At 50.1% G+C, this 24,559-nt stretch carries 23 protein-coding genes; 19 read left to right on the top strand and 4 right to left on the bottom strand.

What is annotated here, in order from left to right; translation table 11 throughout:
* Nucleotides 1–120: 120 nt before the first annotated feature.
* The 7 genes from ilvD (at nucleotide 121) to ubiE (ending at nucleotide 5,436) form a co-directional block, all read left to right on the top strand.
* Nucleotides 121–1,980: a dihydroxy-acid dehydratase gene (gene ilvD / locus ACTHSQ_RS01015; protein WP_440370960.1), complete on the top strand. Its 1,860-nt coding sequence runs from the start codon at nucleotides 121–123 to the stop codon at nucleotides 1,978–1,980.
* Nucleotides 1,981–2,048: 68 nt separating this feature from the next.
* Nucleotides 2,049–2,180, top strand: a complete 132-nt coding sequence (locus ACTHSQ_RS01010) for a hypothetical protein (RefSeq protein WP_256388404.1) — start codon at nucleotides 2,049–2,051, stop codon at nucleotides 2,178–2,180.
* Nucleotides 2,181–2,248: 68 nt separating this feature from the next.
* Nucleotides 2,249–3,538 carry a CAP domain-containing protein gene (locus ACTHSQ_RS01005; RefSeq protein WP_440370959.1) on the top strand — a complete coding sequence of 430 codons (1,290 nt, stop codon included), beginning with the start codon at nucleotides 2,249–2,251 and terminating at the stop codon, nucleotides 3,536–3,538.
* A 76-nt stretch (nucleotides 3,539–3,614) separates the two neighbouring features.
* Nucleotides 3,615–3,848, top strand: coding sequence for a hypothetical protein (locus ACTHSQ_RS01000; protein WP_003679719.1), 234 nt, complete (start codon nucleotides 3,615–3,617; stop codon nucleotides 3,846–3,848).
* A 1-nt stretch (nucleotide 3,849) separates the two neighbouring features.
* Nucleotides 3,850–4,281 carry a gamma-butyrobetaine hydroxylase-like domain-containing protein gene (locus ACTHSQ_RS00995; protein ID WP_440370958.1) on the top strand — a complete coding sequence of 144 codons (432 nt, stop codon included), beginning with the start codon at nucleotides 3,850–3,852 and terminating at the stop codon, nucleotides 4,279–4,281.
* 202 nt (nucleotides 4,282–4,483) lie between these two features.
* Nucleotides 4,484–4,669 carry a hypothetical protein gene (locus tag ACTHSQ_RS00990; RefSeq protein ID WP_440370957.1) on the top strand — a complete coding sequence of 62 codons (186 nt, stop codon included), beginning with the start codon at nucleotides 4,484–4,486 and terminating at the stop codon, nucleotides 4,667–4,669.
* 29 nt (nucleotides 4,670–4,698) lie between these two features.
* Complete coding sequence (gene ubiE, locus ACTHSQ_RS00985) at nucleotides 4,699–5,436, top strand: bifunctional demethylmenaquinone methyltransferase/2-methoxy-6-polyprenyl-1,4-benzoquinol methylase UbiE (protein WP_003746386.1); 738 nt, start codon at nucleotides 4,699–4,701, stop codon at nucleotides 5,434–5,436.
* A gap of 168 nt (nucleotides 5,437–5,604) precedes the next feature.
* Here ubiE and ACTHSQ_RS00980 read toward each other — a convergent pair whose 3' ends face one another.
* Nucleotides 5,605–6,732: a polyamine ABC transporter substrate-binding protein gene (locus tag ACTHSQ_RS00980; protein ID WP_107791830.1), complete on the bottom strand. Its 1,128-nt coding sequence runs from the start codon at nucleotides 6,730–6,732 to the stop codon at nucleotides 5,605–5,607.
* A gap of 251 nt (nucleotides 6,733–6,983) precedes the next feature.
* Here ACTHSQ_RS00980 and alaS point away from each other — a divergent pair, with 251 nt between their 5' ends.
* The 3 genes from alaS to ACTHSQ_RS00965 all read left to right on the top strand — a co-directional run bounded on the left by alaS (nucleotide 6,984) and on the right by ACTHSQ_RS00965 (nucleotide 11,107).
* Entirely contained in the window at nucleotides 6,984–9,878 is a 2,895-nt protein-coding gene (gene alaS / locus ACTHSQ_RS00975; protein ID WP_440370956.1) for an alanine--tRNA ligase, read from the top strand.
* Nucleotides 9,879–9,945: 67 nt separating this feature from the next.
* On the top strand, nucleotides 9,946–10,497 hold the full coding sequence (locus ACTHSQ_RS00970; protein WP_440370955.1) for a hypothetical protein: 552 nt from the start codon (nucleotides 9,946–9,948) through the stop codon (nucleotides 10,495–10,497).
* A 4-nt stretch (nucleotides 10,498–10,501) separates the two neighbouring features.
* Nucleotides 10,502–11,107, top strand: coding sequence for a hypothetical protein (locus ACTHSQ_RS00965; RefSeq protein ID WP_440370954.1), 606 nt, complete (start codon nucleotides 10,502–10,504; stop codon nucleotides 11,105–11,107).
* A 440-nt stretch (nucleotides 11,108–11,547) separates the two neighbouring features.
* Here the strand turns inward: ACTHSQ_RS00965 and ygfZ are convergent, their stop codons facing one another.
* The 3 genes from ygfZ to ACTHSQ_RS00950 form a co-directional block, all read right to left on the bottom strand.
* On the bottom strand, nucleotides 11,548–12,405 hold the full coding sequence (gene ygfZ / locus ACTHSQ_RS00960) for a CAF17-like 4Fe-4S cluster assembly/insertion protein YgfZ (protein WP_440370953.1): 858 nt from the start codon (nucleotides 12,403–12,405) through the stop codon (nucleotides 11,548–11,550).
* Between the two features lie 122 nt (nucleotides 12,406–12,527).
* Entirely contained in the window at nucleotides 12,528–13,091 is a 564-nt protein-coding gene (locus ACTHSQ_RS00955) for a peptidylprolyl isomerase (RefSeq protein WP_070629721.1), read from the bottom strand.
* Nucleotides 13,092–13,290: 199 nt separating this feature from the next.
* Nucleotides 13,291–15,549, bottom strand: coding sequence for a TonB-dependent siderophore receptor (locus ACTHSQ_RS00950; RefSeq protein ID WP_440370952.1), 2,259 nt, complete (start codon nucleotides 15,547–15,549; stop codon nucleotides 13,291–13,293).
* Between the two features lie 232 nt (nucleotides 15,550–15,781).
* Here ACTHSQ_RS00950 and ACTHSQ_RS00945 point away from each other — a divergent pair, with 232 nt between their 5' ends.
* From ACTHSQ_RS00945 to ACTHSQ_RS00905, 9 genes are all read left to right on the top strand, one after another.
* The gene (locus tag ACTHSQ_RS00945) at nucleotides 15,782–17,548 is read left to right on the top strand and encodes an ABC transporter ATP-binding protein/permease (RefSeq protein WP_440370951.1); all 1,767 of its coding nucleotides are present in this window, start codon (nucleotides 15,782–15,784) and stop codon (nucleotides 17,546–17,548) included.
* Nucleotides 17,549–17,694: 146 nt separating this feature from the next.
* The gene (locus ACTHSQ_RS00940) at nucleotides 17,695–18,420 is read left to right on the top strand and encodes a glycosyltransferase family 2 protein (protein ID WP_440370950.1); all 726 of its coding nucleotides are present in this window, start codon (nucleotides 17,695–17,697) and stop codon (nucleotides 18,418–18,420) included.
* 4 nt (nucleotides 18,421–18,424) lie between these two features.
* Nucleotides 18,425–19,354 carry an LpxL/LpxP family acyltransferase gene (locus tag ACTHSQ_RS00935; protein WP_440370949.1) on the top strand — a complete coding sequence of 310 codons (930 nt, stop codon included), beginning with the start codon at nucleotides 18,425–18,427 and terminating at the stop codon, nucleotides 19,352–19,354.
* A gap of 26 nt (nucleotides 19,355–19,380) precedes the next feature.
* Complete coding sequence (locus ACTHSQ_RS00930) at nucleotides 19,381–19,818, top strand: acyl-CoA thioesterase (RefSeq protein ID WP_004519960.1); 438 nt, start codon at nucleotides 19,381–19,383, stop codon at nucleotides 19,816–19,818.
* A 103-nt stretch (nucleotides 19,819–19,921) separates the two neighbouring features.
* Entirely contained in the window at nucleotides 19,922–21,301 is a 1,380-nt protein-coding gene (locus ACTHSQ_RS00925; protein ID WP_440370948.1) for an MATE family efflux transporter, read from the top strand.
* Nucleotides 21,302–21,371: 70 nt separating this feature from the next.
* On the top strand, nucleotides 21,372–22,412 hold the full coding sequence (gene murB / locus ACTHSQ_RS00920) for a UDP-N-acetylmuramate dehydrogenase (RefSeq protein WP_440370947.1): 1,041 nt from the start codon (nucleotides 21,372–21,374) through the stop codon (nucleotides 22,410–22,412).
* Nucleotides 22,413–22,430: 18 nt separating this feature from the next.
* The gene (locus ACTHSQ_RS00915; RefSeq protein WP_036491149.1) at nucleotides 22,431–23,072 is read left to right on the top strand and encodes a TetR/AcrR family transcriptional regulator; all 642 of its coding nucleotides are present in this window, start codon (nucleotides 22,431–22,433) and stop codon (nucleotides 23,070–23,072) included.
* Between the two features lie 89 nt (nucleotides 23,073–23,161).
* Nucleotides 23,162–23,935, top strand: a complete 774-nt coding sequence (locus tag ACTHSQ_RS00910; protein ID WP_440370946.1) for an SDR family NAD(P)-dependent oxidoreductase — start codon at nucleotides 23,162–23,164, stop codon at nucleotides 23,933–23,935.
* A 50-nt stretch (nucleotides 23,936–23,985) separates the two neighbouring features.
* Nucleotides 23,986–24,558, top strand: a complete 573-nt coding sequence (locus ACTHSQ_RS00905) for a ubiquinone biosynthesis accessory factor UbiJ (RefSeq protein WP_440370945.1) — start codon at nucleotides 23,986–23,988, stop codon at nucleotides 24,556–24,558.
* Nucleotide 24,559 lies beyond the last annotated feature (1 nt).

Raw genomic sequence — 24,559 nt, 5'->3', positions numbered from 1 at the left:
ATTACAAAATAGCGTGCTTCATTGCTCGTAATTGGTATAAAATACCGAGTTATTTCTACAACGGGCCGCCAAACTATCAGCCTATTTCAGACGGCCTCAGCATAAAACAAAGGAACAAAAATGCCTGAATACCGCTCCAAAACCTCTACCCACGGCCGCAATATGGCAGGCGCGCGCGCATTGTGGCGTGCGACCGGCGTAATGGAAACCGACTTCGGCAAACCGATTATCGCCATTGCCAACTCTTTCACCCAATTCGTCCCAGGCCATGTGCACCTGCATAATATGGGTCAACTGGTTGCCCGTGAAATCGAAAAAGCCGGCGGCATTGCCAAAGAATTCAACACCATCGCCATTGACGACGGTATCGCCATGGGCCACAGCGGTATGCTCTACTCCCTGCCCAGCCGCGACCTGATTGCCGACTCTATCGAATACATGGTCAACGCCCACTGTGCCGACGCGCTGGTGTGTATTTCCAACTGCGACAAAATCACCCCGGGCATGCTGATTGCCGCCATGCGCCTGAACATTCCGACCATCTTCGTTTCCGGCGGCCCGATGGAAGCCGGTAAGGTTATCGGCGTGGCCAATATTCAGCCTGAACGCCGTTTGGACTTGATTGACGCCATGATCGAATCGGCTGACGACAATATCACCGACAAACAAGTCGAAGAAGTCGAGCAAAACGCCTGCCCGACTTGCGGCTCCTGCTCCGGCATGTTTACCGCCAACTCCATGAACTGCCTGACCGAAGCGCTCGGCCTTTCCCTGCCGGGCAACGGTTCATACTTGGCGACCCACGCAGGCCGCAAAGAATTGTTCCTCGAAGCCGGCCGCATGATTGTCGAAATCACCAAACGCTATTACGAGCAAGACGACGAAACCGTGTTGCCGCGCAGCATCGCCACCAAAAAAGCGTTTGAAAACGCCATGACCATGGATATCGCCATGGGCGGTTCCACCAACACCATCCTCCATTTGCTCGCCGTCGCCAACGAAGCGGGTGTGGATTTCAAAATGGCCGACATCGACCGCCTGAGCCGCGTCGTACCCTGCATCTGCAAAACCGCGCCCAACAACCACGACTACTACATGGAAGACGTGCACCGCGCCGGCGGCATCTTCGCTATCCTGAAAGAATTGGACAAAGCGGGCAAACTGCACACCGACGTGTACACCATCCACGCGCCGACGCTGAAAGACGCGATTGAAAAATGGGACGTAACCAATCCCGAAAACACCCATGCCATCGAACGCTTCAAAGCCGCACCGGGCGGCGTGCGTACTACCCAAGCGTTCTCGCAAAACCGCATGTGGAAAACCCTCGACCTCGACCGCGAAAAAGGCTGTATCCGCGATGTAGAACATGCCTACTCGCAAGACGGCGGCTTGGCAGTATTGTTCGGCAATATCGCAGAACGCGGTTGCGTGGTAAAAACCGCAGGCGTGGACGAGAGCATCCTCAAATTTACCGGCCGCGCCCGCGTGTTTGAAAGCCAAGAAGCCGCCGTCGAAGGCATTTTGGGTAACCAAATCGTCGCCGGCGACATCGTCATCATCCGCTACGAAGGCCCGAAAGGCGGCCCGGGCATGCAGGAAATGCTGTATCCGACAAGCTACCTGAAATCCAAAGGCCTCGGCAAAGCCTGCGCCCTGCTGACCGACGGCCGCTTCTCCGGCGGTACTTCCGGCCTGTCCATCGGCCACGCCTCTCCTGAAGCGGCAGAAGGTGGCGCAATCGGTTTGGTACACGAAGGCGACACCATCGAAATCGACATTCCAAACCGCAGCATCCACCTTGTCATTTCCGATGAAGAGCTTGCCGCACGCCGTGCCGAAATGGAAGCGCGCGGCAGCAAAGCGTGGAAACCGGAAAACCGCGACCGCTACGTCTCCGCAGCCCTGCGTGCCTACGGCGCGATGGCGACTTCCGCCGACAAAGGCGCAGTACGCGACGTATCGCAAATCGAACGTTAATTAACCTGACTTAAGGCCGTCTGAACGCTTTCAAGTGTTTCAGACGGCCTTCATTCAAACGGACAAATATGGACAAATTCATTTTAGCGATGATCGGCATGGCCATTGCCCTGTTGATTATTATTGGCGGCGGATTTATCGCTGTTGAATATTTCAAATCCCATCCTGAAGCATTCCAAGTCAAGCCGCTATCAAAATAATCATTTAACGGCATGAGTTTCAAGAGGAAAGAGCCGTAGCTCAAGGCCGTCAGAACGCAGTACATATAATGAAACACATTCTTTACTGGTTGGGTGGTTTTGCCGTCGCACTCGGCATATTCCAATACTACGAAACCCATCGCTATTCCGAAGACCAGCTCATCTACGCCCAACCGCCGCAAAATCGTACTGCCGTTGCCGATTTTGATGCCTTGGCGTATTTAAACTTCCTCCGCTCCTCTGCCAATCTGCCCGCACTGGCGCACTCAGACACACTCGAACGTGCCGCGCGCAATCATGCCCGCTATCTACTGCAAAACCCTGATGACGGACATGACGAACACAATACGCGCAATCCCTTTTATACTGGCCCACGCCCATCAGACCGCACGCGCAAAGCCGGTTATGCCTATAAAGGCGTGCATGAAAACGTCAGTACCGGCCAGCATCCGCCAAACGAAAAAATCAACGACCATCTACCTGCCCAACATCAGCTGGACAATCTGATGACAGCGATTTACCACCGCCTCTCCTTGCTCGATCAAAATATCGACGAAGCCGGAGCGGCATTTGAATCGCAAGGTAAACAAATCGCGTTGAGCATCAATCAAAGCGACAGCAGATTCAACAGCCTCTGCCAAAAAAACCGCCCCCTATCCGACCTCAGCCGCTCGTTTTATCAAGATGCCTGTCATGGCCACGCCATTGTTTATGCAGATGAAATCTCCAACCGCAAACTCCGGCCTTACATCACCTATCCGCAAGGCAACTTTGCCTCGCCGGTTTTCCATGGCGAACGTCCCGACCCTATGCCGCATTATGAAATGACCGGCAATCCGGTCAGCATCGCGTTCTCAGAACAATCGCCTCCGGTCAAAATGCGTTCATTCAAACTGTATCGGGACACAAAAGAAATCAGAGACGTCAAAATCTTAGATAAAGATAATGACCCAAACCGCCTCCTGACCGAACGCCAATTTGCGCTGTTTCCTTTACAACCCTTGGAATACGACACCGACTACCGTGCCGTGTTCGAATACCGTCAAAACGGAAAAGACAAAACGGCCGAATGGACATTCAGCACGCAAAAACCTGATTATCCTTACTTCATCGTCAAAGGCGGGGAAACGCTGGCCATCGAATCCGGACAAAAATATTTTATCCATTGGCAGGATTTTTGGTGCTTGAAGCAATGCGAACGCTACAACTACCGCATGAACCACGACACCCAACTCGACATTATCGAGCGACAGGCCGGCGGTATCATTATCCGTGTCAACGGAAGCAAAGGCAGCAGCATCCGCTTAATGCCCGAAGGCGAAGACAGGCGCGCCATTACACTTTATTTATGGAAATAAAGCCGTTTTCAGACGGCATGAAGCACCAAAAAGCTGATAAAATACCGCCTCATCACCCTACAGCAAGCTATCCAACATGACCAAACATCCGCAAACAGCAGCCAATACCCGCTATGCCTTTGCCAGCATTGCCGCCATGTTGGCCGCGTTTTTACTGTTCGTTGCCGTGATGTTGCTGCCTTTGGGGCTGACGGCGGACACCCAAGTGAGCCTGATACGGTTTTCACTCTACGCAATCGTGCTGTTTGCCGTACTTGGCGGTATTTTTTCTGTACGCGTTGCCTATTTGCGTAAAAAGAACGGAGCATGACATGACCCAAGCCGATAAAATTCCACAAGAAATCCGCCTCCAGCAAGAGCGGCGCGTACTGACTTTGGTCTATGTTGACGGTGCCAAGAGCCTTCCTGCCGAATACCTGCGCGTGTATTCGCCCAGCGCGGAAGTGCGCGGACACGGTCCAGGTCAAGATGTTTTGCAAACAGGTAAAGCCGAAGTCAGCATTACCGATTTAGAACCTGTCGGCCAATACGCATTGAAAATTACTTTTTCAGACGGCCATGACAGCGGCCTTTACGATTGGGACTATCTCTACCAACTGGCGCACAATCAAGACGCGCTTTGGCAAGACTATCTCGACCGCCTCGAAAAAGCCGGCGCGTCCAGAACACCAAGTGCCGAAGATTTAAAACCCAAACACACACATTCCTGCGGCAGCGGCGGTTGCGGCGGAAAGGCCGTCTGAAAAAAGGCGAGGCCGTAACATTGGACGACGGCAGGATCATTGACGGCAAAACGTTCCTCTCCCCGCTCAAAAAAGGACGGGTAGCGGCCATCTTTGGCGATACCAAAGCCTGCCTTCAGGCAGTGCGCGCCGCACAAAACGCAGACGTTTTGGTGCATAAAGCAAGCTTTGCTGCAGGAGATGTGAAGAGACAGCGGAACGAGTGTTCCGTTCAACCGTATCCAATGCCGCCAAGCTGGCCTTGCAAGCCAATGTGAAACAACTTTACCTGACCCACATCAGCGCACGTTATACCGAAGAAGGGCAACGCCTAATGCTGAAGCAACAGGCACAAACTATATTTCCCGCGTCGAAAGTGGTTGGCGATTTCGACGTATTCGATATCTGAATCCGTGTTATTTTAAGAAGGCAGACACTATGAGCGACCACAAAACCCATTTCGGCTTCACTACCGTTGACGAAGACGAAAAAGCAGGCAAAGTTGCCGAAGTCTTCCACTCCGTGGCAAAAAACTACGACATTATGAATGACGTAATGTCCGGCGGTCTGCACCGCGTTTGGAAACATTTCACCATCAATACCGCCCGCCTGAAAAAAGGCGACAAAGTATTGGATATCGCCGGCGGTACAGGCGATTTGTCCCGAGGCTGGGCAAAACGTGTGGGCAAAGAAGGCGAAGTTTGGCTGACAGACATCAACTCCTCCATGCTGACCGTCGGCCGCGACCGCCTGCTCAACGAAGGCATGATTCTGCCCGTATCGTTGGCAGACGCTGAAAAATTGCCGTTCCCCGACAACTATTTCAATCTGGTTTCCGTCGCATTCGGCCTGCGCAACATGACGCACAAAGATGCCGCGCTGAAAGAAATGTACCGCGTATTGAAACCGGGCGGTACCCTGCTGGTGTTGGAATTCTCCAAAGTGTACAAACCTTTGGAAGGCGTGTACGACCTCTACTCTTTCAAACTGTTGCCGATTATGGGCAAACTGATTGCCAAAGATGCCGACAGCTACCAATACCTCGCCGAATCCATCCGTATGCACCCCGACCAAGAAACCTTGAAACAAATGATGCTGGATGCAGGCTTCGACAGCGTGGATTACCACAACATGAGCGCAGGCATCGTCGCCCTGCATAAAGGCGTGAAATTCTAAGGCCGTCTGAAACAAACACAAAGGGCGTGATTGATAGACACGCCCTTTGTTTTTTCAAACTTTATCCAAGCCAGTCTGACACAAACCAAAGGCCGTCTGAACAGCCGTAAAACGAAATCAAGGATTTCGGTTACACCATTCAGACGGCCTTAATACGTTTAAATCAGCTTATTTTCCTGCTTTCACGCTTTGCCATTGACGAACCATAAATTTCAACGCCGCCGGTTGGATAGGCACCATGATAAAGCTGTTTTTCAAATCCTCGTCAGTCGGAAAAATCGTATTGTCGTTTCTAAACTCTTCATCCATCAGCTCCTGAGCCGGTTTGCTGGATGGCGCATAAGTAACAAAATTGCCGTTTTTCGCTGCAACTTCAGGATCTAAGAAATCATTGATATATGCATGGGCATTGGCCACATGTTTGGCATCTTTCGGAATCACAAACGAATCCACCCAAATCCCTACGCCTTCTTTCGGCATCATCACACGGATTTTTTCCTTGCCGCCCGCTTCTTCGGCACGACGTTTGGCAATGTTCAAATCGCCGCCAAAACCAATCGTTACGCAAGTATCGCCGCGCGCCAAATCATCGATAAAACCGGACGAGGTAAAACGCTTGATGTACGGACGGTTTTTCTTCAAAACTTCCGTAGCCGCCTTAATATCCGCCGTCTCGCTGCTATTTGGATTTTTACCCATATAGTTCAATACCATAGGATAAATCTCCGCCGCACTGTCCAAATAGCTGATGCCGCATTGCTTGAGTTTGGACGTGTATTCGGGGTTAAACACCAAATCCCATTGATTGTCCGGCAGTTTGTCCGTACCCAAAGCCTTTTTCACACGCTCGGTATTGATGGCGAAAGTGTTAGTCCCCCAATAAAACGGAACGGCATATTCGTGATTCGGATCAACGCCTTCCATCAGCTTCATCAGTTGTGGATTGAGATTTTTATAGTTGGGAATCAGGGATTTGTCGATTTTCTGATACGCACCTGCCTTAATCTGCCTACCGACAAACGCATTGGAAGGACCCACGATGTCGTAACCCGACTTGCCGGTTAACACCTTGCTCTCCAGCGTTTCATCGCTGTCATATACATCATAAGTTACTGAGATACCGTGTTTTTTCTCAAACGCGGCAACCGTCTCGGGATCAACATATTCCGACCAGTTGTAAATGCTCAATACCTTTTGATTATCGGTTTGCGCCTTGTCGGCAGAGTTTTTGTCCGAGCCGCCGCAGCCGGCCAATGCCAGCGCAGTCAGTACGATGAGGGGCAGATGTTTGGCCATTATCATTCCTTGCGTATCCGGTTGAAAAGAGAAAGGCATTATAAAGCAGGCAAGCCGGGGCGGATAGGCTTCGTTGTTAAAAGATATCGACCTGCTTGAGGCCGTCTGAAAGACAGCTTGCCGCCAACTTAAAACCTTTCTGCCGATAGCTTGAAATATGGTTTTGCGGTAAGATAACGCCCATTCGTTTTTAATCTCAACGCGCCGTCCGGGCCGTCTGAAATCTTTGTACAAAATTTTATCGAGACATTATGAAAACCACCGAACTACGCCAAAAATTCCTGAAATTTTTCGAATCTAAAGGCCACACCATCGTCCGCTCTTCCTCGCTCGTGCCACACGACGACCCGACCCTGCTGTTTACCAACGCAGGCATGAACCAATTTAAAGACGTATTCCTCGGCTTTGACAAACGCCCCTACAACCGCGCCACTACCGCGCAAAAATGCGTACGCGCAGGCGGCAAACACAACGACTTGGAAAACGTCGGCTACACCGCCCGTCACCACACCTTCTTTGAAATGATGGGCAACTTCTCCTTCGGCGACTACTTCAAACGCGATGCCATCCACTTCGCTTGGGAATTCCTGACTTCTCCCGAATGGTTGAATATCCCTAAAGAAAAACTCTTGGCGACCGTTTACGCAGAAGACGACGAAGCCTACAACATTTGGTTGAACGAAATCGGCATGCCTGCCGAGCGCATCGTCCGTATCGGCGACAACAAAGGCGCGAAATACGCATCCGACAACTTCTGGCAAATGGGCGACACCGGCCCTTGCGGCCCTTGCTCCGAAATTTTCTACGACCACGGCGAAGAAATCTGGGGCGGCATTCCGGGCAGCCCTGAAGAAGACGGCGACCGCTGGATCGAAATTTGGAACTGCGTATTCATGCAGTTCAACCGCGACGAACAAGGCAATATGAATCCGCTGCCTAAGCCTTCCGTCGATACCGGCATGGGCTTGGAGCGTATGGCCGCCGTCATGCAGCATGTTCACAGCAACTACGAAATCGACTTGTTCCAAGACCTGCTCAAAGCCGTTGCCCGCGAAACCGGCGCGCCATTCAGCATGGAAGAACCCAGCCTGAAAGTCATCGCCGACCACATCCGCTCCTGCTCCTTCCTGATTGCAGACGGCGTATTGCCTTCCAACGAAGGCCGCGGCTACGTATTGCGCCGCATTATCCGCCGCGCCGTACGCCACGGTTACAAACTTGGTCAGAAACAGGCGTTTTTCTACAAACTCGTGCCCGATTTAGTCAAAGTAATGGGTGATGCGTATCCTGAGTTGAAAGAGAAACAGACACAGATTATGGAAGCCTTGCGCGCGGAAGAAAGCCGCTTCGGCGAAACGCTGGAAAAAGGCATGGGCTTGTTCAACCAAGTGCTCAACGGCATGAAATTCCTGAAACTGGAAAGCCTGCTGCCGCAAGACGGTGTGGGCAAACCACTGACATTGAAAACTGCAGATGGTGTGGAATTTACCGCCGCTTCCCGTGTTGCTCCGGGCAAAAAGCAAATCGTTATCCGTCCCCGAGTTTCAGGCAGCCTGAACGAAGGCATGTATATCGATTTGCAGGCTGCTTTGGAAACCGCCCATATTCCCGACGCGGAAAAACCGTTTGCCGAAGCCTTGAATACCTACTTGATGGACAACATCGCCAACAGCAAACTCGTTATCGGCGGCGAACACATCTTTAAACTCTACGACACCTACGGTTTCCCCTACGACCTAACCGCCGACATGGCGCGCGAACTGGGCATCGACTTGGACGAAGCAGGCTTCGAGCGTGAGATGGAAGCCCAACGCGCACGCGCACGCGCCGCACAAAGCTTCAAAGCCAACGCCCAACTGCCTTACGAAGGTCAGGACACCGAGTTTAAAGGTTATAGCGAACGCCAAACCGAATCCAAAGTCCTCGCCCTCTATAAAGACGGCGAGCAAGTCAACGAATTGAACGAAGGCGACGAAGGTGCCGTCGTTATCGACTTTACCCCGTTCTATGCAGAATCCGGCGGCCAAGTCGGCGACGTCGGCTATATCTTTGCAGGCGAAAACCGCTTCGAAGTACGCGATACCCAAAAAATCAAAGCGGCCGTATTCGGTCAATTCGGCGTACAAACTTCAGGCCGTCTGAAAGTCGGCGACAGCGTTACCGCCAAAGTGGATGACGAAATCCGCAATGCCAATATGCGCAACCACAGCGCCACCCACTTGATGCACAAAGCCCTGCGCGATGTATTGGGCGAACACGTTGAACAAAAAGGCTCTTTGGTTACCGCCGAATCCACCCGTTTCGACATTTCCCATCCTCAAGCAGTAACTGCCGAAGAAATCGCCGAAGTCGAACGCCGCGTCAACGAAGCCATTTTGGCCAACGTTGCCGTCAACGCAGCCATTATGAGCATGGAAGACGCCCAAAAAACCGGCGCCATGATGCTCTTCGGAGAAAAATACGGCGACGAAGTACGCGTATTGCAAATGGGCGGTTTCTCTACCGAATTGTGCGGCGGTACACACGTTTCACGCACCGGCGACATCGGCCTCTTCAAAATCATCAGCGAAGGCGGTATTGCCGCAGGCGTGCGCCGTATCGAAGCCATCACCGGCCTGAACGCACTCAAATGGGCGCAAGAACAAGAGCGTTTGGTTAAAGACATTATTGCCGAAACCAAAGCCCAAACCGAAAAAGACGTACTGGCGAAAATCCAAGCAGGCGCGGCACACGCCAAAGCATTGGAAAAAGAATTGGCACGCGCCAAAGCCGAACTCGCCGTCCACGCAGGCGCCAAACTCTTGGACAACGCAAAAGACTTGGGTTCAGCCAAACTCGTTGCCGCACAAATCGAAGCCGACGCAGCCGCCCTGCGCGAAATTGTGACCGACTTGACCGGCAAATCAGAACAAGCCATCGTATTGCTCGCCGCAGTCAACGACGGCAAAGTTTCCCTGTGCGCAGGCGTATCCAAACCGTTGACTGCCAAAGTCAAAGCAGGCGATCTGGTTAAATTTGCAGCCGAACAAGTCGGCGGCAAAGGCGGCGGCAGACCGGACTTGGCACAGGCCGGCGGCAGCGATGTCGAGAAACTGCCCGCGATGATTGAGAGCGTGAAAGATTGGGTCGGCGCGAAGCTGGCTTGATGTAAGAAAGGCAGCCTGAAAACTGAGATTAGGTTTTCAGGCTGCAATTGAAAATAAGGATTAAAAAATGGAAAACCAAAAAGTAAATCAGCCCTCTATCGGAAAGATAGATAGAGTAGAATCAATAGGGCAATTTCATAACGCAACAGGCGGAAAATGGCTTAATTTTTTTCAAGCAATCAACCCGTTAGGTATGATTGCAGAAGCTTACGCAAGAACATTAGCTTACAAAATTGAAATTAAGCGATTAGAGGTAGAAGAATTAAGAATTATAGAGCAAGCAAAGATTGCACATAATGTCATCAATTCAACTTTTCAATTAAAAATGGCTGAATTGGAAAACCGAAGAATGGAGCTAGTTGGTGTTTATGAAACAGTAAATCGTGAATTGGAGAGATTGCATATTGAGAGAAAAACTGTTTTAGAAATGGCAAAATTAGCACAACAAGCTAGTTTTGATCCAAATATCTCCATTGAAGAGAAAAAATTACATCAGGAAATGACAATTCAACTAACTAAAGAATTGCCTAATTTCGGGAATCAAGCAAGTATTTCTCTACAAAATTTAGTCCAATCATTACCAAAAATTGAAATTACTCAGAAATTATTAGAAGGATAACCACATGCTTTGGTTTCTAGGATTGGCTGCTGTTGGTGTGGGTGCTGTTGCTTGGGCATATAATTCAGTTACCGAAGAAGAAAAAGAAGCTCGAAGACGATGGGAAAGAAAACGCGAAGAAGTTGAAAAAACTTTGGAAGAACATCAAGCTAACATTCAAGAGCATATTAAACAAGCTCAAAGCAGCTATGATTTTCATCTTTTGACAAACTTGCATTATTCTTCTGTTAAAGTTGCTGATTCTGCATACAAACTTTTGGGAGATGCTAGAGATAGTATTCGTGGCATCAACACAATGCTGATGAATGCTAAAAAACATAAATTGGAGTTAGAGGCACAACTACAAATTGCTAAACAAAATAAAAATAAAGAAGAGTTTTCAAAAATTATTTCTGAGTTAAAGCAAGTAAATGAGATGAGACGTTCTTTATTTGAAGATAAGGAATTAGTTAGCAGTCAAAAGAAAAAGTTTTATATAGAAGTTAAAAGGCTAAACCAACAAACGAGTGAGCTGAAAAATTTTATTCGTTATCGTTGTGGAAACCGTGGTATCGAATGGTATCAACGTTTAGAGATGAGGAAAGCAGCTAATAATATGCGTAAACGGTAGTAGGCATTTTGTAAATACGATTTGTCGGGCATTTATGCCCGACTTACAAATTCAAATTTTTCAAACAGCCGTCAATATCTGAATCTTAAAAAGGCAGTCTGAGACCTTTGCAAAATTCCCCAAAACCCCCTAAATTCCCACCAAGACATTTAGCAAGCCGTAGCCCGCACCCCTGTCAACCGCGTGCGTGGCTACGCCACACACCCTACCTGTGGGCGACGCAAACCTTAAGATTAAGGTGTAGGGTGTGTGCGGTACGCACGCACGCGGTTTTTGTTGCTACCGAATGATTCCAAACCATGCCGTAATCCAGTCAGCAGCAAACGCAGCTTGGGTTATGTACCAACAAAACTCAATATCAAAGGCCGTCTGAATTTCAGACGGCCTTTCTGTTTTCATTTCAAGCTAATATTTAAGCTTTTTATTCAATCATCTAACAATCAATCTTTCTCAACCGTAAAAAACAGTTTTTCCTGTTTCAAAGCATTACCGTCTGCATCGGTCAATGCTGTTTCTGCTGCGGAAAACTTGATAACGGCTAGGCTGAGGCTGCCTTGTTCAGTCAGTGCTGTGTTGAGGATGACGCCTGCTTCTTCTTCGCCGACTTTGACGGCAATACCGGCGGCTTCTAAAGAATCGCCGCTTAATACGGCCAGACCGCGTTTGACTTGCCCTCGGTATTGGGCGCGGGCGATGATTTCTTGGCCGGGGTAGCAGCCTTTACGGAAATGGACTGCGCCGATGATGTGTTGGTTGAGCATTTGGGCAACAGCCGCTTCTTTGGTTGCGGCGCAAATCCACGGATAGCCGCTGCGGATTTCGTGCAGGTTCCACGCGTTTTCGGCTCCTGCTTGATATTCATCTGCATTTTCGGCTGCTGAAATTTTCAGACGGCCTGTGTGCGGCAAGGCAATTTCTACGGTGTTTTCTTGAATTTGGGCTGAAAAAGACAGTTGCGGTTCGGCAGCAGGATGAGGCTCTGCATTGTCTGCCAACTCGCCGCTGACTGCTAAATCAGGCATAATCTCGAAGACGACTTTTGCACGCAAGACAAACATTCTCAGGCGTTTGACGATGGCTTCGGTCAAATCTTGTGCCATGACCAACAGTAAATCTTCTCCGCGATTGACGACCAACATATTCGCCAACACACGGCCTTTAGGCGTATTGTATGTGGCGTAACATGCCTGACCGATAGCTAAATTATTAATATCATTGGATAATTGACCATGAAGAAATGAAGCTCTGTCTTCACCGCTGACACGGACAACGCCGAAAAAAGGCAGGCGGGTTTGCATAATCGACTCCTTAAATTGTGGATGCTGAATTATCGCCCAAATTGCCGCTTATTATCAAATAAATAAATTCAGGCCGTCTGAATGTTTCAGACGGCCTGTTGTTTGGGTTCAAACAATCAAAATTATTTGATGCTGACTTTGCGGATAATCACGGCTTCGGTTGGAACGTCTTGATGATAGCCGCGTGTCGCTGTTTTCACTTTGCTGATTTTACGGACAACGTCCATGCCGGAAGTAACTTTACCGAAAACGGCATAGCCGTAGCCTTGAGGGGTTTTGCTTTTGAAATTCAAAAAGTCATTGTCGGCTGTATTGATAAAGAACTGGCTGGTTGCGGAATTCGGATCGCCGGTGCGCGCCATGGCGATGGTGCCGACGTTATTTTTCAAGCCGTTGTCTGCTTCGTTGTTGATGGCTTTATCGGTGGACTTTTGAACCATTTTCTCGGTAAATCCGCCGCCTTGAATCATAAAATTGTCGATAACGCGGTGGAAAATCGTGTTGTCGTAAAACCCTTTTTTGGCGTAATTGACAAAGTTTGCCACGGTTTTCGGCGCTTTGACTTCATCTAGCTCCAGTTGGATGTTGCCCATATTGGTTTCAATCACGGCATGGGTAACCGCTTGCGCTTGCACGGAAAGTGAGAGTGCGAGGGCGCACAGGGTCAGTTTAATGGATTTTTTCATATGTCTTCTCGAATGATGTATTGTGAAAATGGAATATTAACCTTGTTTCGCGTGAAATCCATAAAAAACATGTAAGATTTTTCAAGCAAAAAACATAAGGCAATCAAATCAGGCCGTCTGAAAAGGGATAAAAAACAAATTTTTGCTTTTTATCATTCCCTTTCAGACGGCCTGCTATTACGGTCAAACCGAAATCAGATTAGAAATCCAATTCCGCTTTCAGCCAATAAGTGCGTGGCATACCGACGACGGCGAAGCTGCGGTCGTATTGGCCGCGCTGTACCTGCCAGTAGTTTTTGTTGAACAGGTTTTCTACCGAGCTGCTGACGGTCAAAGTATTTTTGCCGAGCTTGGTTTTGTAGCGCGCGCCTACGTCAACCAAGGTATAGGACGGGAAGGCGTATTGTTTTTGCGTGTCTTGGTAGGATTTACCGAAGTACGAAACGTTGCCGTTTAAAGTCAAGCCTTTGGCAAACGGGGTATCCCACTCCACGCCCGCTTTGGCAATCACGCGCGGATTGGCAACTTGTACGCCGCTAACCAACATATCGCGTGAATTTGGGTAGTCTTTCACGGTCGATTGCAGATACATCAGGCCCAAAGTCGGACGCAATGTATTGTTGAGCAAGTTCGCGTAGGTGTTGAACTCAATACCGCGGCTGCGCTCCATGCCTTGTTCATCTCCGGCTGCACCGCCCAAGGCTTTATACGTCGCGAAGTCTGTTTTGCTGGTGGTAGAACCGCGCCAGTAGCCCGGACGTTTGATTTGGAACGCGTTTAACGTGGTCACGAAATTGCCCCAGTTTTTACGCACGCCCACTTCAAACTGACGGCTGACACGCGGTTTGGACATGGTGGTATTGCCGTCATCGTCGGTTTTGATATCCGCAGGCTCTAAGTCTTCCATGTAGTTGCCGTAAACGACCAAATCAGGTTGCGGTACCCATGCAGCCATCAGCATCGGGCTGAAGCGTTTGGAATCCCCGCTTTTACCTTCTTTTTTATTGGTGTATTCAACCGCTTGGAAACGTCCGCCCAAAGTCAGACGGTATTTGTTGTCGGCAAAGCCCAGTGTGTCGGACAAGGCCAGGCTGTTGACTTTGATATTGGCATCCAAGTTTGCTGAGCTTTCCCAGCCTGTCGTGTAATTAGGAACAAAAGAAGCCAGTTGATTTTCAATATTGCCGTTTGCATCAACCTCAACGCGGCTTTTACCTGCAGCCGAACCACGGACAGTCGCACGCTGACGAATGATACGGTCAAAAGCAGTACTCCAGTTATGCGTTACCGGGCCGGTTTCAAATTCGCCGCGCGCGGATAAATTCATACTCAAAGTACGGAAATATTGGTCAGTCAGGCGCGCCGTGCCGGTGTGGTATTGGTTGGCACTTGAGCAGGTTGCGGTTTGACTGCTTGCACCATTTTTACCGCATATGGTCGGAGAAATCAGCGTGCCATAATAGCGCGCTTTGTTGTAGCCGATACCGCCTGTAATCTGTGCATTGTCAAACGCATCCCATTCAAAGGTCAGCATATTGGTTTGGCCGACGGTGTTTTGCCAGTTCCAACTTGGTAGCAAATTCACTTTGCCTTCAGGCGCATCAAACAAGCGGCCGTTGGCGTTTTGAATGTCCTGCATACGCGCGCGACCGCCGTTGGTTTTGCGTTTCGCGTAGATGGAATCGAACGCCACACGCACTTTTTCGCCGCGATAATCAGCATTCAATGCAAATTCTTTGTTGTCCTCGCTGTAACCGTGGCGCGGGGTGTCGCCATGGCGCAGTTTGCCGTTGGCGCGCACGCCAAATTCTTTGTTTTCGCCGAAGCGTTGACCCAAGTCGAACGTACCTTGGGCACGGTTGTTGCTGAACCAGCCCAAACCGATTTTGCGGTTGCCTTCATCGGCGGCTTTTTTGGTTTCGATATTGACGGAACCGGATACCGCGCCTTCAGGGTCCATACCGTTTACGGCAGTGGACGCGCCTTTAATCAGTTGCGCGGAGCCGACTTGTACGCTGGCCGTACCTTGCGTGCCGTACATGCCTGCCAAACCATTGACGCTGAATTGGCGCGCATCAAGCTGATAACCGCGGAAATACAGGCCGGTCAGCGTGTTGCTTTCGCCGCCGAACTGCCATACGGAAGCATCTTTTTTCGCTACGGCATCCACTAAAGTACGCGCTTCGGTGTTGTTGAGGGCTTGTTCGTCGTAGTTGACAACGGTAATCGGCGCGGTAAAGGCGTTGGCTTTGCCCAATACGCCCAAGTTCACGCGGTCGCGCAAGTCGCCGTCGCTGGCGATAGAATAAGAACGGGCGGCTTTGACGCGTTTGGCGTCAGCGCGGACATTGACTTCCTGCAACTGCTGTTGCACAGGGGTTTCGGGTGTCGCTTCATCGGCGGCATAAGAAAATGCGCTCATAATCAAAAGCGGCATCAGGGCTAATTTGCTGTTCATAAAATACCTTCTGGTTTGAAATATTAATAATTCTTATATCGAGTAAAAAATTACAAAGTAATTTGGTTTTGCGATTATATTTGATAAGATTTCCGCTTTCCACAAAAACAAATAAGAACCGTTTGTACATACAAAAAATACAACAGTTCAGAAAACTATTATTACAGTTACCATAGTCAAATAAATTTGCCGTCCTTTCAGACGGCCTTTACATCCTTTCAGAGAACACTCCATGCAAAAATGGCAAATCGAGCTTTATTCCACGCCGTCTTGGCTATTGCAGACCTTATTGATGGTCGCTGCAGCCTCGACGGTCATTCTGTTTTTTGCACGCAACACACGCTTCGGGCGCGAGTTTAGCTATATCCTGCGTCTTTGCCTGACGCCGAAAAGTACCGTCAAAGTTTTGCTGCTGATTACGGCGATGATTACGCTGCTGTTAACCGAAGTACGGCTGAATGTGTTGAGCACCTTTATGTCCAAAGGGCTTTACGATTCGATGCAGGATTTGAACGCCTCCGCGTTTTGGATGTTTGCAGCGATGAACGCAGGCGTGGTGTTGATACGGGCGTTTAACAACGTCGTCAACGACTTTCTCGATCAAGGCTTGGCGATTAAATGGTCGGAGCGGCTCAATGAAGTTTTAACTTCGCGCTGGCTTGCCGACAAAAACTACTACCGCCTGCAAATGCGCCGTCACGCGCCAGACAATATCGACCAACGTATCCAACAGGACGCGCAGGATTTCATCGCCTCGACCATCGAATTTGTACGCGGCATGGTCAATTCGGTCGTTACCTCGCTGGAATTTGCCGTTGTTTTGTGGGGTTTGGCGGGCATCCTGACCGTGTTCGGCTTCGATATTCCGCACGGCATCGTTTGGTTTGTCTATATGTTTGTGATTTTGGCGACCTTTATCGCCATGTGGATAGGCAACCCGTTGATTCGTTTTAATTATGAAAACGAAAAACTCAACGGCGACTACCGTTATTCCCTTATCCGCGTACGCGACCACGCCGAAAGCGTCGCGTTTTACAATGGCGAAAAACACGAACACGACCAGCTTGCCGACCGCTTCAAAGCCATCATCCGCAACCGTTGGCGCATTGCACGGCAAAGCGTCTGCCTGAGCGGCTTTAACGATATGTTTACCAACGGCATCAAGCTCTTTCCCATTATTTTGCAAGCCCCGCGCCTGTTTGCCGGACAAATCAAAATCGGCGACATCCAGCAGACCGTCCAAGCCTTCGCACGACTGCAAAACGCACTGTCTTTCTTCCGGATGTTCTACAACAAATTCACTGCCTACCGCGCCCGATTGGAGCGTCTGTACGGCTTTTTGCTGAGCACGGAAGAAAAACACGCCGCACAACAACCCGAGCTTACCGAAGTTTCAGACGGCCTGATCTTAGAAAACGTCGCCCTATACCGCCACAACGGCGAAGTTTTATTGGACAGCATCAACATCAACCTTAAAAGCGGCGATTCCCTGTTAATACGCGGCCCGAGCGGTTGCGGCAAAACCTCGCTGTTGCGCGCGCTGGCAGGCCTTTGGCCGTTTGGCAGCAGCGGTAAAGTCAGCCATCCGCCGCAACAAGACATCCTTTTCCTGCCGCAACGCCCATACACGGCGCAAGGCAGCCTGCGCGATGCGATTTGTTACCCCGATATTGACCATCATCACCCCGAGTTAGCCGAAGCCATGAAAACCTGCCGCTTGGACTACCTGGTGGACAAATTGGATAAAACCGACGACTGGCAGCACAAACTCTCGCCGGGCGAGCTGCAACGCATCGCCTTCGTCCGCGCCCTGCTCTCCAAGCCCAAAATCATCCTGCTCGACGAAGCCACCGCCGCCTTGGACGAACCGACCGAAGCCATGCTTTACCGCGCTTTGAAACGCAAACTGCCGCAAAGCATCATCATCAGCATCGGACACCGCAGCACGCTCAACGAGTTCCATGATTTATGCCTTGATGTCGGTTATGTACAATGCTGAATTAAGGGCATACCAAAGGCCGTCTGAAACAGTGAAAAACGAAATCAAATGATTTTGTCAGCGCCGTTTCAGACGGCCTTTTCAAACGCTATGGCATGTTTATTTGCTATACTCTACATTGTGTTAACGTCGCCTAAAGAATATTGATGAAAACCCTGGCCCTCATTCCACATTACAACCACCCGACCACCATCAGCCACGTTGCCGAAACCATGCGCAGCTTTGGTTTAAACGTTTTAATTGTGGACGACGGTTCACGCGAAGAATGCAAACCTGTATTGCAGGCTTTGGTTTCAGACGGCATCGATGTCCTTTACCGCCCCATCAACGGCGGCAAAGGCGCAGCGGTCAAAACCGGCTTGGAATACGCTCAAGAACATGGCTATACCCATGTCTTGCAGGTTGATGCTGACGGCCAACACTGCTTAAACGACACACCCAAACTCCTTGCCGCTGCGGAACAAAATCCCGAAGCCGTTGTCTGCGGTTGGCCGCAATACGGCGACGACGCGCCCAAAGCACGGCTTTACGGACGCAAAATTACCGACTTCTGGAATATGCTGCACACTTGGTCATGCGACATCAAAGACGGCATGTGCGGCTTCCGCCTCTATCCGCTTGCACCCGCGCTATCCGTCGTCCGCGAAGAAACCGTAGGTGACCGCATGGACTTCGACACGGAAATCCTTATCCGCCTGTACTGGCGCAACGTCAAACCGGTTTGGATTAAAACGCCCGTCCAATATGCCGCCGACGGCGTGTCTCACTTTGATGCCTTTGCCGACAATGTCCGCATCAGCAAAATGCACACACGGCTGTTTTTCGGTATGTTGAAACACAGATTGGGTAAAGTTTTCGGAAAGGCCGTCTGAAACCATGACCGACAATAAACAAACCCATTGGGCGGCGCAGCCCGAACGCGGCAGCCGCCTGTTTCTTGCTCTGACCACACTGATGGTGCGCTATCTGCCGGCTTTTTTCATGAGGCCGTGCATTTGGTTTGTGGTGCTTTATTTTTATGCAACCGCGCCTAAACCGCGCCGTCATGTCTTACGCTATCAAATCCGTCTTCAGACGGCCTTTCCCCATACCGTCCTGCCGAAACACAGCGTATTCAAACAATTCGTCGCATTTGGCGAAGCGGTTTGCGACCGTTTTGCCGTGTGGCAACGCAAAATCCGTTATGAAGATTTGGTGATTGAAGATCCGGACGACATCTATTCGCAAATCAAGCGCAACGAACGCGGCCAGATTTTTGCCTGTTCGCACTTGGGCAATACCGAAGTTTGCCGTGCGCTGGTGTCGCACCATAAAGATTTCAGACTCAACGTATTGGTGCACAGCAAACACGCGCAGGCATTTAACGAGGCATTGCAAAAAGCCGGTGCAGATCATATCCGTCTGATTCAAGTAACAGATTTGGACACCACCCTGATGATGGAATTGAACAGCCGTATCGAAAACGGCGAATGGATTGCCATCGCGGCCGACCGCGTGCCTGTACGCGGCGAGAAAACCGCCGACATTAATTTCTTAGGCCATACCGCCCCTATGCCGCAAGGCGCGTGGCTGTTGGCTTCGCTTTTAAAAACGCAGGTAAACACGCTGTTTTGCGTCAAACAAAACGGCCGCTATCATTTGAAACTCCGCCGCTTTACCGATACTTCCAGCTGGAAACGCGGCAACCGCGAGGCTGCCGTTAAGGACGTGATGCAGGGTTTTGCCGACATTCTGGCGCAAGAATGTGCACAAAATCCGCTACAATGGTTCAATTTTTATGATTTTTGGGGCGAAGACGCCGTCTGAAACCATCACACTTACTCTTTTAAACCATGAAAAAACACATCTACTGCCAACACAGCTTTGAAACCGAAGTTCCTTTTTTTGACGTAGATGCCATGCACATCGTGTGGCACGGCAACTATGTCAAATACCTTGAAACCGCACGTTGTGCTTTTCTGTCTTCCATCGGTTACGACTACAACGAAATGGGACGGCAAGGGTACAGCTGGCCGATTGTGCAGATGAACCTCAAATACATCCGCCCTGCCCGTTTCGGCCAAAAAATCCGCGTTGATATGGACATTGTCGAAATCGAAAGCTGCCTGCGTATCGATTACACCATTTACGATGCCGAAACCAATGAAAAACTGACCCGCGCTTCGACTACCCAAGCCGCGGTGTCGCTTTCAGACGGCCTGATGCAGTTTCAAACGCCGGACAGCTGGTTGGAAGCAGTAAAAAGACATCCGACATTTAAGGCCGTCTGAAAAATTTAGCGATTAAACAACATATTGCCTGCTTATCAGCATTACCCTTTATAATTTTAAGTTTCCGTTTCAGACGGCCTTTATCCTCAATCCACACACAATTATGCTACTGAACCTCAACCGCTTTGCCTTTCCTGTTTTCTTAAAAGAAACCCGCCTGCTTACTGCCCTCGCCCTGCCTATGCTGTTGGCGCAAGTGGCGCAAGTGGGTATTGGTTTTGTCGATACGGTGATGGCCGGTGGCGCAGGTAAGGAAGATTTGGCCGCGGTGGCTTTGGGCAGCAGCGCGTTTTCCACGATTTACATTACCTTTATGGGCGTGATGGCGGCGTTGAACCCGATGATTGCCCAGCTGTACGGCGCAAGTAAAACCGAAGAAGTCGGCAAAACAGGAATGCAGGGCATTTGGTTTGGCTCGTGTTTGGGCGTATTCGGCATGCTGTTGATGTGGGCAATGATTATGCCTTTCCGTCATTGGCTGACATTGCACGATTATGTCGAAGACACGATGGCGCAATATATGTTCTTTACCAGCTTGGCAATGCCGGCCGCCATGATACACCGCGCCCTGCACGCCTATGCCTCAAGCTTGAACCGTCCGCGCGTGATTATGTTGGTCAGCTTCGCGGCATTTGTGTTAAATGTACCGCTGAACTATGTGTTCGTTTACGGCAAATTCGGTATGCCTGCTTTAGGCGGCGCAGGTTGCGGCGTGGCAACGGCAGTGGTATTTTGGTTCAGCGCATTGGCTTTGTGGCTTTATATCGCCAAAGAAAAATTCTTCCGTCCGTTTGGTTTGACGGCAAAAATCGGCAAACCCGATTTGACGGCTTTCAAACAGATTTGGAAAATCGGCGCACCCATCGGCTTGTCTTATTTCTTAGAAGCCAGCGCGTTTTCGTTTATCGTCTTTTTGGTGGCGCCATTCGGCGAGGATTATGTCGCCGCGCAACAAGTCGTCATCAGCCTGTCGGGCATTTTGTATATGGTTCCGCAAAGCGTCGGCTCAGCAAGCACGGTACGCGTTGGCTTTTCGCTCGGACGGCGCGATTTTTTGCGGGCGCGTTATATTTCAGGCGTGTCGCTGGTGTTGGGCTGGGTACTTGCCACCTGCACCGCGCTGCTCTTGGTCATCTTTCGCTTTCAGTTAGCCAGTATGTACACCAACGATGCGGCAGTATTAGGCATTGCCGCGACCGTTTTATTTTTCGCCTCCCTATTCCAACTGGCAGACGCCACCCAATGTATCGCTTCATATGCGCTGCGCGGCTATAAAGTGACCAAAATGCCGATGTTCATCCATGCTGCCGCTTTCTGGGGCTGCGGCCTGCTGCCCGGCTACCTGCTTGCCTATCATGTCGATATGGGCATTTACGGCTTCTGGACCGCGCTGACCGTTTCACTGACGATTGCCGCCATCGCATTGGTATGGTGCCTGGAGCTTTGCAGTAAAGAGATGGTCAAATCGCATAAGGCCGTCTGAAAAATACAAGCAGTCTTTCTCCAATGATTACGCTATTTAATCAACGAATTCCTATTTTAAAGTTAAGCCCATGCAACCCATCCAATACCAAACCGACCTTACCCCTTACAACACTTTCGGCCTGAAAGCCCAAGCCCAAGCCTTTATCGCGCTCAAACATGCCGATGAATTGCGCGACATCATCCGGCTGCCCGAGTTCAACCGAGATACTGTTTTATGGCTCGGCGGCGGTAGCAATATCCTTTTGATGGAAGACTACGCCGGTCTGGTTGTGCATATGGAAAACAAGGGAATTCGTGAAATTGAGCGTTCAGACGGCCTGGTTTATATCGAAGCGCAAGCCGGGGAAATTTGGCATGATTTTGTTTTGCATACGATTGGATTGGGTTTAAGCGGCCTGGAAAACCTCAGCCTGATTCCGGGCACGGTCGGCGCGTCTCCGGTACAAAATATCGGTGCATATGGTGTTGAAGCGAAAGATGTTATCCATAGCGTGCGCTGTTTTGATTTGGATACGGAAACCTTTGTCGAGCTTTCCAATGCCGACTGTGACTTTGCCTATCGTGAAAGCCTGTTCAAACAGGAAGGCAAAGGCCGTTATGTGATTGTTTCGGTTGTATTTGCATTGAAAGAGCATTTTGTGCCGAACTTGGGCTATGGCGATTTGGCGGCAGCGGTTGCCGAACTGAGCCAAGGCCGTGAGGCAACGGCCAAAGATGTTTCCGACGCAGTGTGTGCAATCCGCAACAGTAAACTGCCTAATCCTAACGTACTTGGTAATGTCGGAAGTTTCTTTAAAAACCCTGTTGTCAGAGCTGAAAAAGCGGCCGATTTGTTGCAGCAATACCCCAATATGCCACGCTATCCGCAGCCTGACGGTTCGGTCAAACTCGCGGCCGGCTGGCTGATTGACCAATGCCGTCTGAAAGGCCATCAGATCGGCGGTGCGGCAGTGCATGACAAACAGGCTTTGGTTTTGGTGAATAAAAACAATGCATCCGCGCAAGATGTCCACCAGCTGGCACAATATGTTTGTAATACAGTATTTACTCAATTTCAGGTAGAATTACACGCAGAACCCAACTGGCTGCCGACTTCATACAGCCTATAAAACAAAGGAGTGTATCCCATGCCGCGCATTGCTAAAGTCAACACTTACACACGAATCATCAATGCCAGCCTCGCCTTGTTCAACGAAGAAGGCGAGCGCAATATCAGCACCAACCATATTGCCGCCCACTTAGGCATCAGCCCGGGCAACCTCTACTACCATTTCCGCAACAAAGACGAAATCATCGTCCAATTGTTTAAGCGTTACAGCGAAGCCCTGCTTGCCTATCTTAACGAAGCCGTATTACCGTCTAATGTGGAAGACTCCATCAACTACATGGCCGGTATTTATGATGTGATGTGGGAATATCGTTTCCTCTTCAGCGATGTGAACACCCTGCTTGCCCGCAGTGCCGAATTATTGGGCGAACACAATACCTTTACCCAAGCCAAAGTGTCCCCGCTGTTGGTCAACCTGCTGACCCAGCTCAACGGCCTGAACATCATCAGCGCAGACCAAACCGCCATGAACGACCTTGCCGTCAATATGTGGATGGTGACAAAATACTGGTTCGACTTCGACAGCTCCCTGCGCGGCCGCGCCAAGTTGACCGAAGATTCCAAAGTACGGGGCATCAGCCGCACACTCAGCCTGTTGCGCCCTTACCTGCTGCCGGAACACCGTGCCGAATTCGACCAAAAAATCGGCAGCAACCATTAATTTTTCCATACAAAGGCCGTCTGAAAACGTGGCTTTAACCAAGTTAAAGCGATTTTCAGACGGCCTGTTAATTTTCGGATGCTTTATTTATGCACCTTCCCGATATTTCCATTCTCGGCTTAGGCTATCTCGGCCTGCCGCTGGCACAGAAATTTTATGAGCAAGGCAGTCAGGTAGCCGCCATCAAACGCAACCTGACCTCCGACGACATCAATCTGCCGATTGAGCTCAACATCATCGATTTGAATCAAGACGATATTTTTCACAGTTCGACCTTGTGGCAAAACCATATCAACAAGCCGACATGGTTTTGCCTGCTTCCGCCTTCGTCATTAAACCATTACGCCGATACCCTGAAAAAATGGATTCAACTTGCCGAGCAGTCCAAGGTACAACACATCATCTTCACCAGCAGCACCAGCGTGTATGGCGACCAAGCACGCATATGCGATGAAACCACGTCTCCCGATCCGCAAACCGAATCCGCCCGTCAAATCCTCGCAGTCGAGCAAGCTTTGTTTGAAAGCACCTTCCCCCATATCGACATACTGAGACTGGGCGGACTTTATTCTGCCGACCGTCATCCCGTTACCAAGCTGGTTCAAAAAACACGCATTCAAGGCGGCAATCAACCCGTCAATATTCTTCATAAAGACCTTGCCGTCCAAGTTCTCTTTCAGACGGCCTGCCAAGCTGACGGCAAGCGTATCCGCAATATTGTCGAACCCCGCCACCCAAGCCGGGCCGAATTTTATACTGCCGAAGCGGCCAAACTCGGACTGCCGGCTCCTGATTTCATCGTTGATGACAAAAGCAACGGCAAAATTGTAAATACCGTTTGCGCAGACGGTCTAAGCCTGTAAAATTGCGACTCAATCCATTAATCCGTTTCAGACGGCATTTAGAGTAAACCATGTCCGCCCTATTTCCCCTTATCAACCACCTGATACAGCAAAATCCAGAGCAACAGCGTGAGCTGTCTGAATTTGCAGGCAGCATCATCTGCATCAGCCTGACCGGTTTCCGACTGACCGGACGCATCAGCGAACAAGGTTTTCTTGAAACCACAAACGAAACCGCCGACACCAACATCACATTCCACAACAGCGCCATCCAAAAAATCCTCCAAGGCGGCCAGCCCGGCGTGGGCGACATCAGCCTCGAAGGCGACTTGGTATTGGGTATGTCCGTCCTTCCTATTTTGGGTGGTCTGCGCTATTATCCGAGCGAAGATTTAGCGCGTGTATTCGGTCATGTAGCCGCAGAAAGCATCAGCTCGCGCGCCGGCGATATCGGCCGCACCATGAAAAAAATCGGCAAAAGCATTGCCGAGCAAATCAGCGACTTTTCACGCGAACCCGAATCCCCTGTTATCGACCAAGCCACACTTGCCGCATGGTTGGAAGAAGTGGACAAACTGCGTGACGATGTTTCCCGCCTAAACGAACGCCTCGACCGGCTCGAGCGCGATATCTGGATAGATTAGA

It is taken from the genome of Neisseria sp. P0009.S008 (genome assembly GCF_051958615.1).
Classification (GTDB): Bacteria; Pseudomonadota; Gammaproteobacteria; order Burkholderiales; family Neisseriaceae; genus Neisseria; species Neisseria subflava.
Note: the sequence above shows the minus strand (reverse complement) of the source record. Positions and strands in the feature narration are given on the sequence as shown.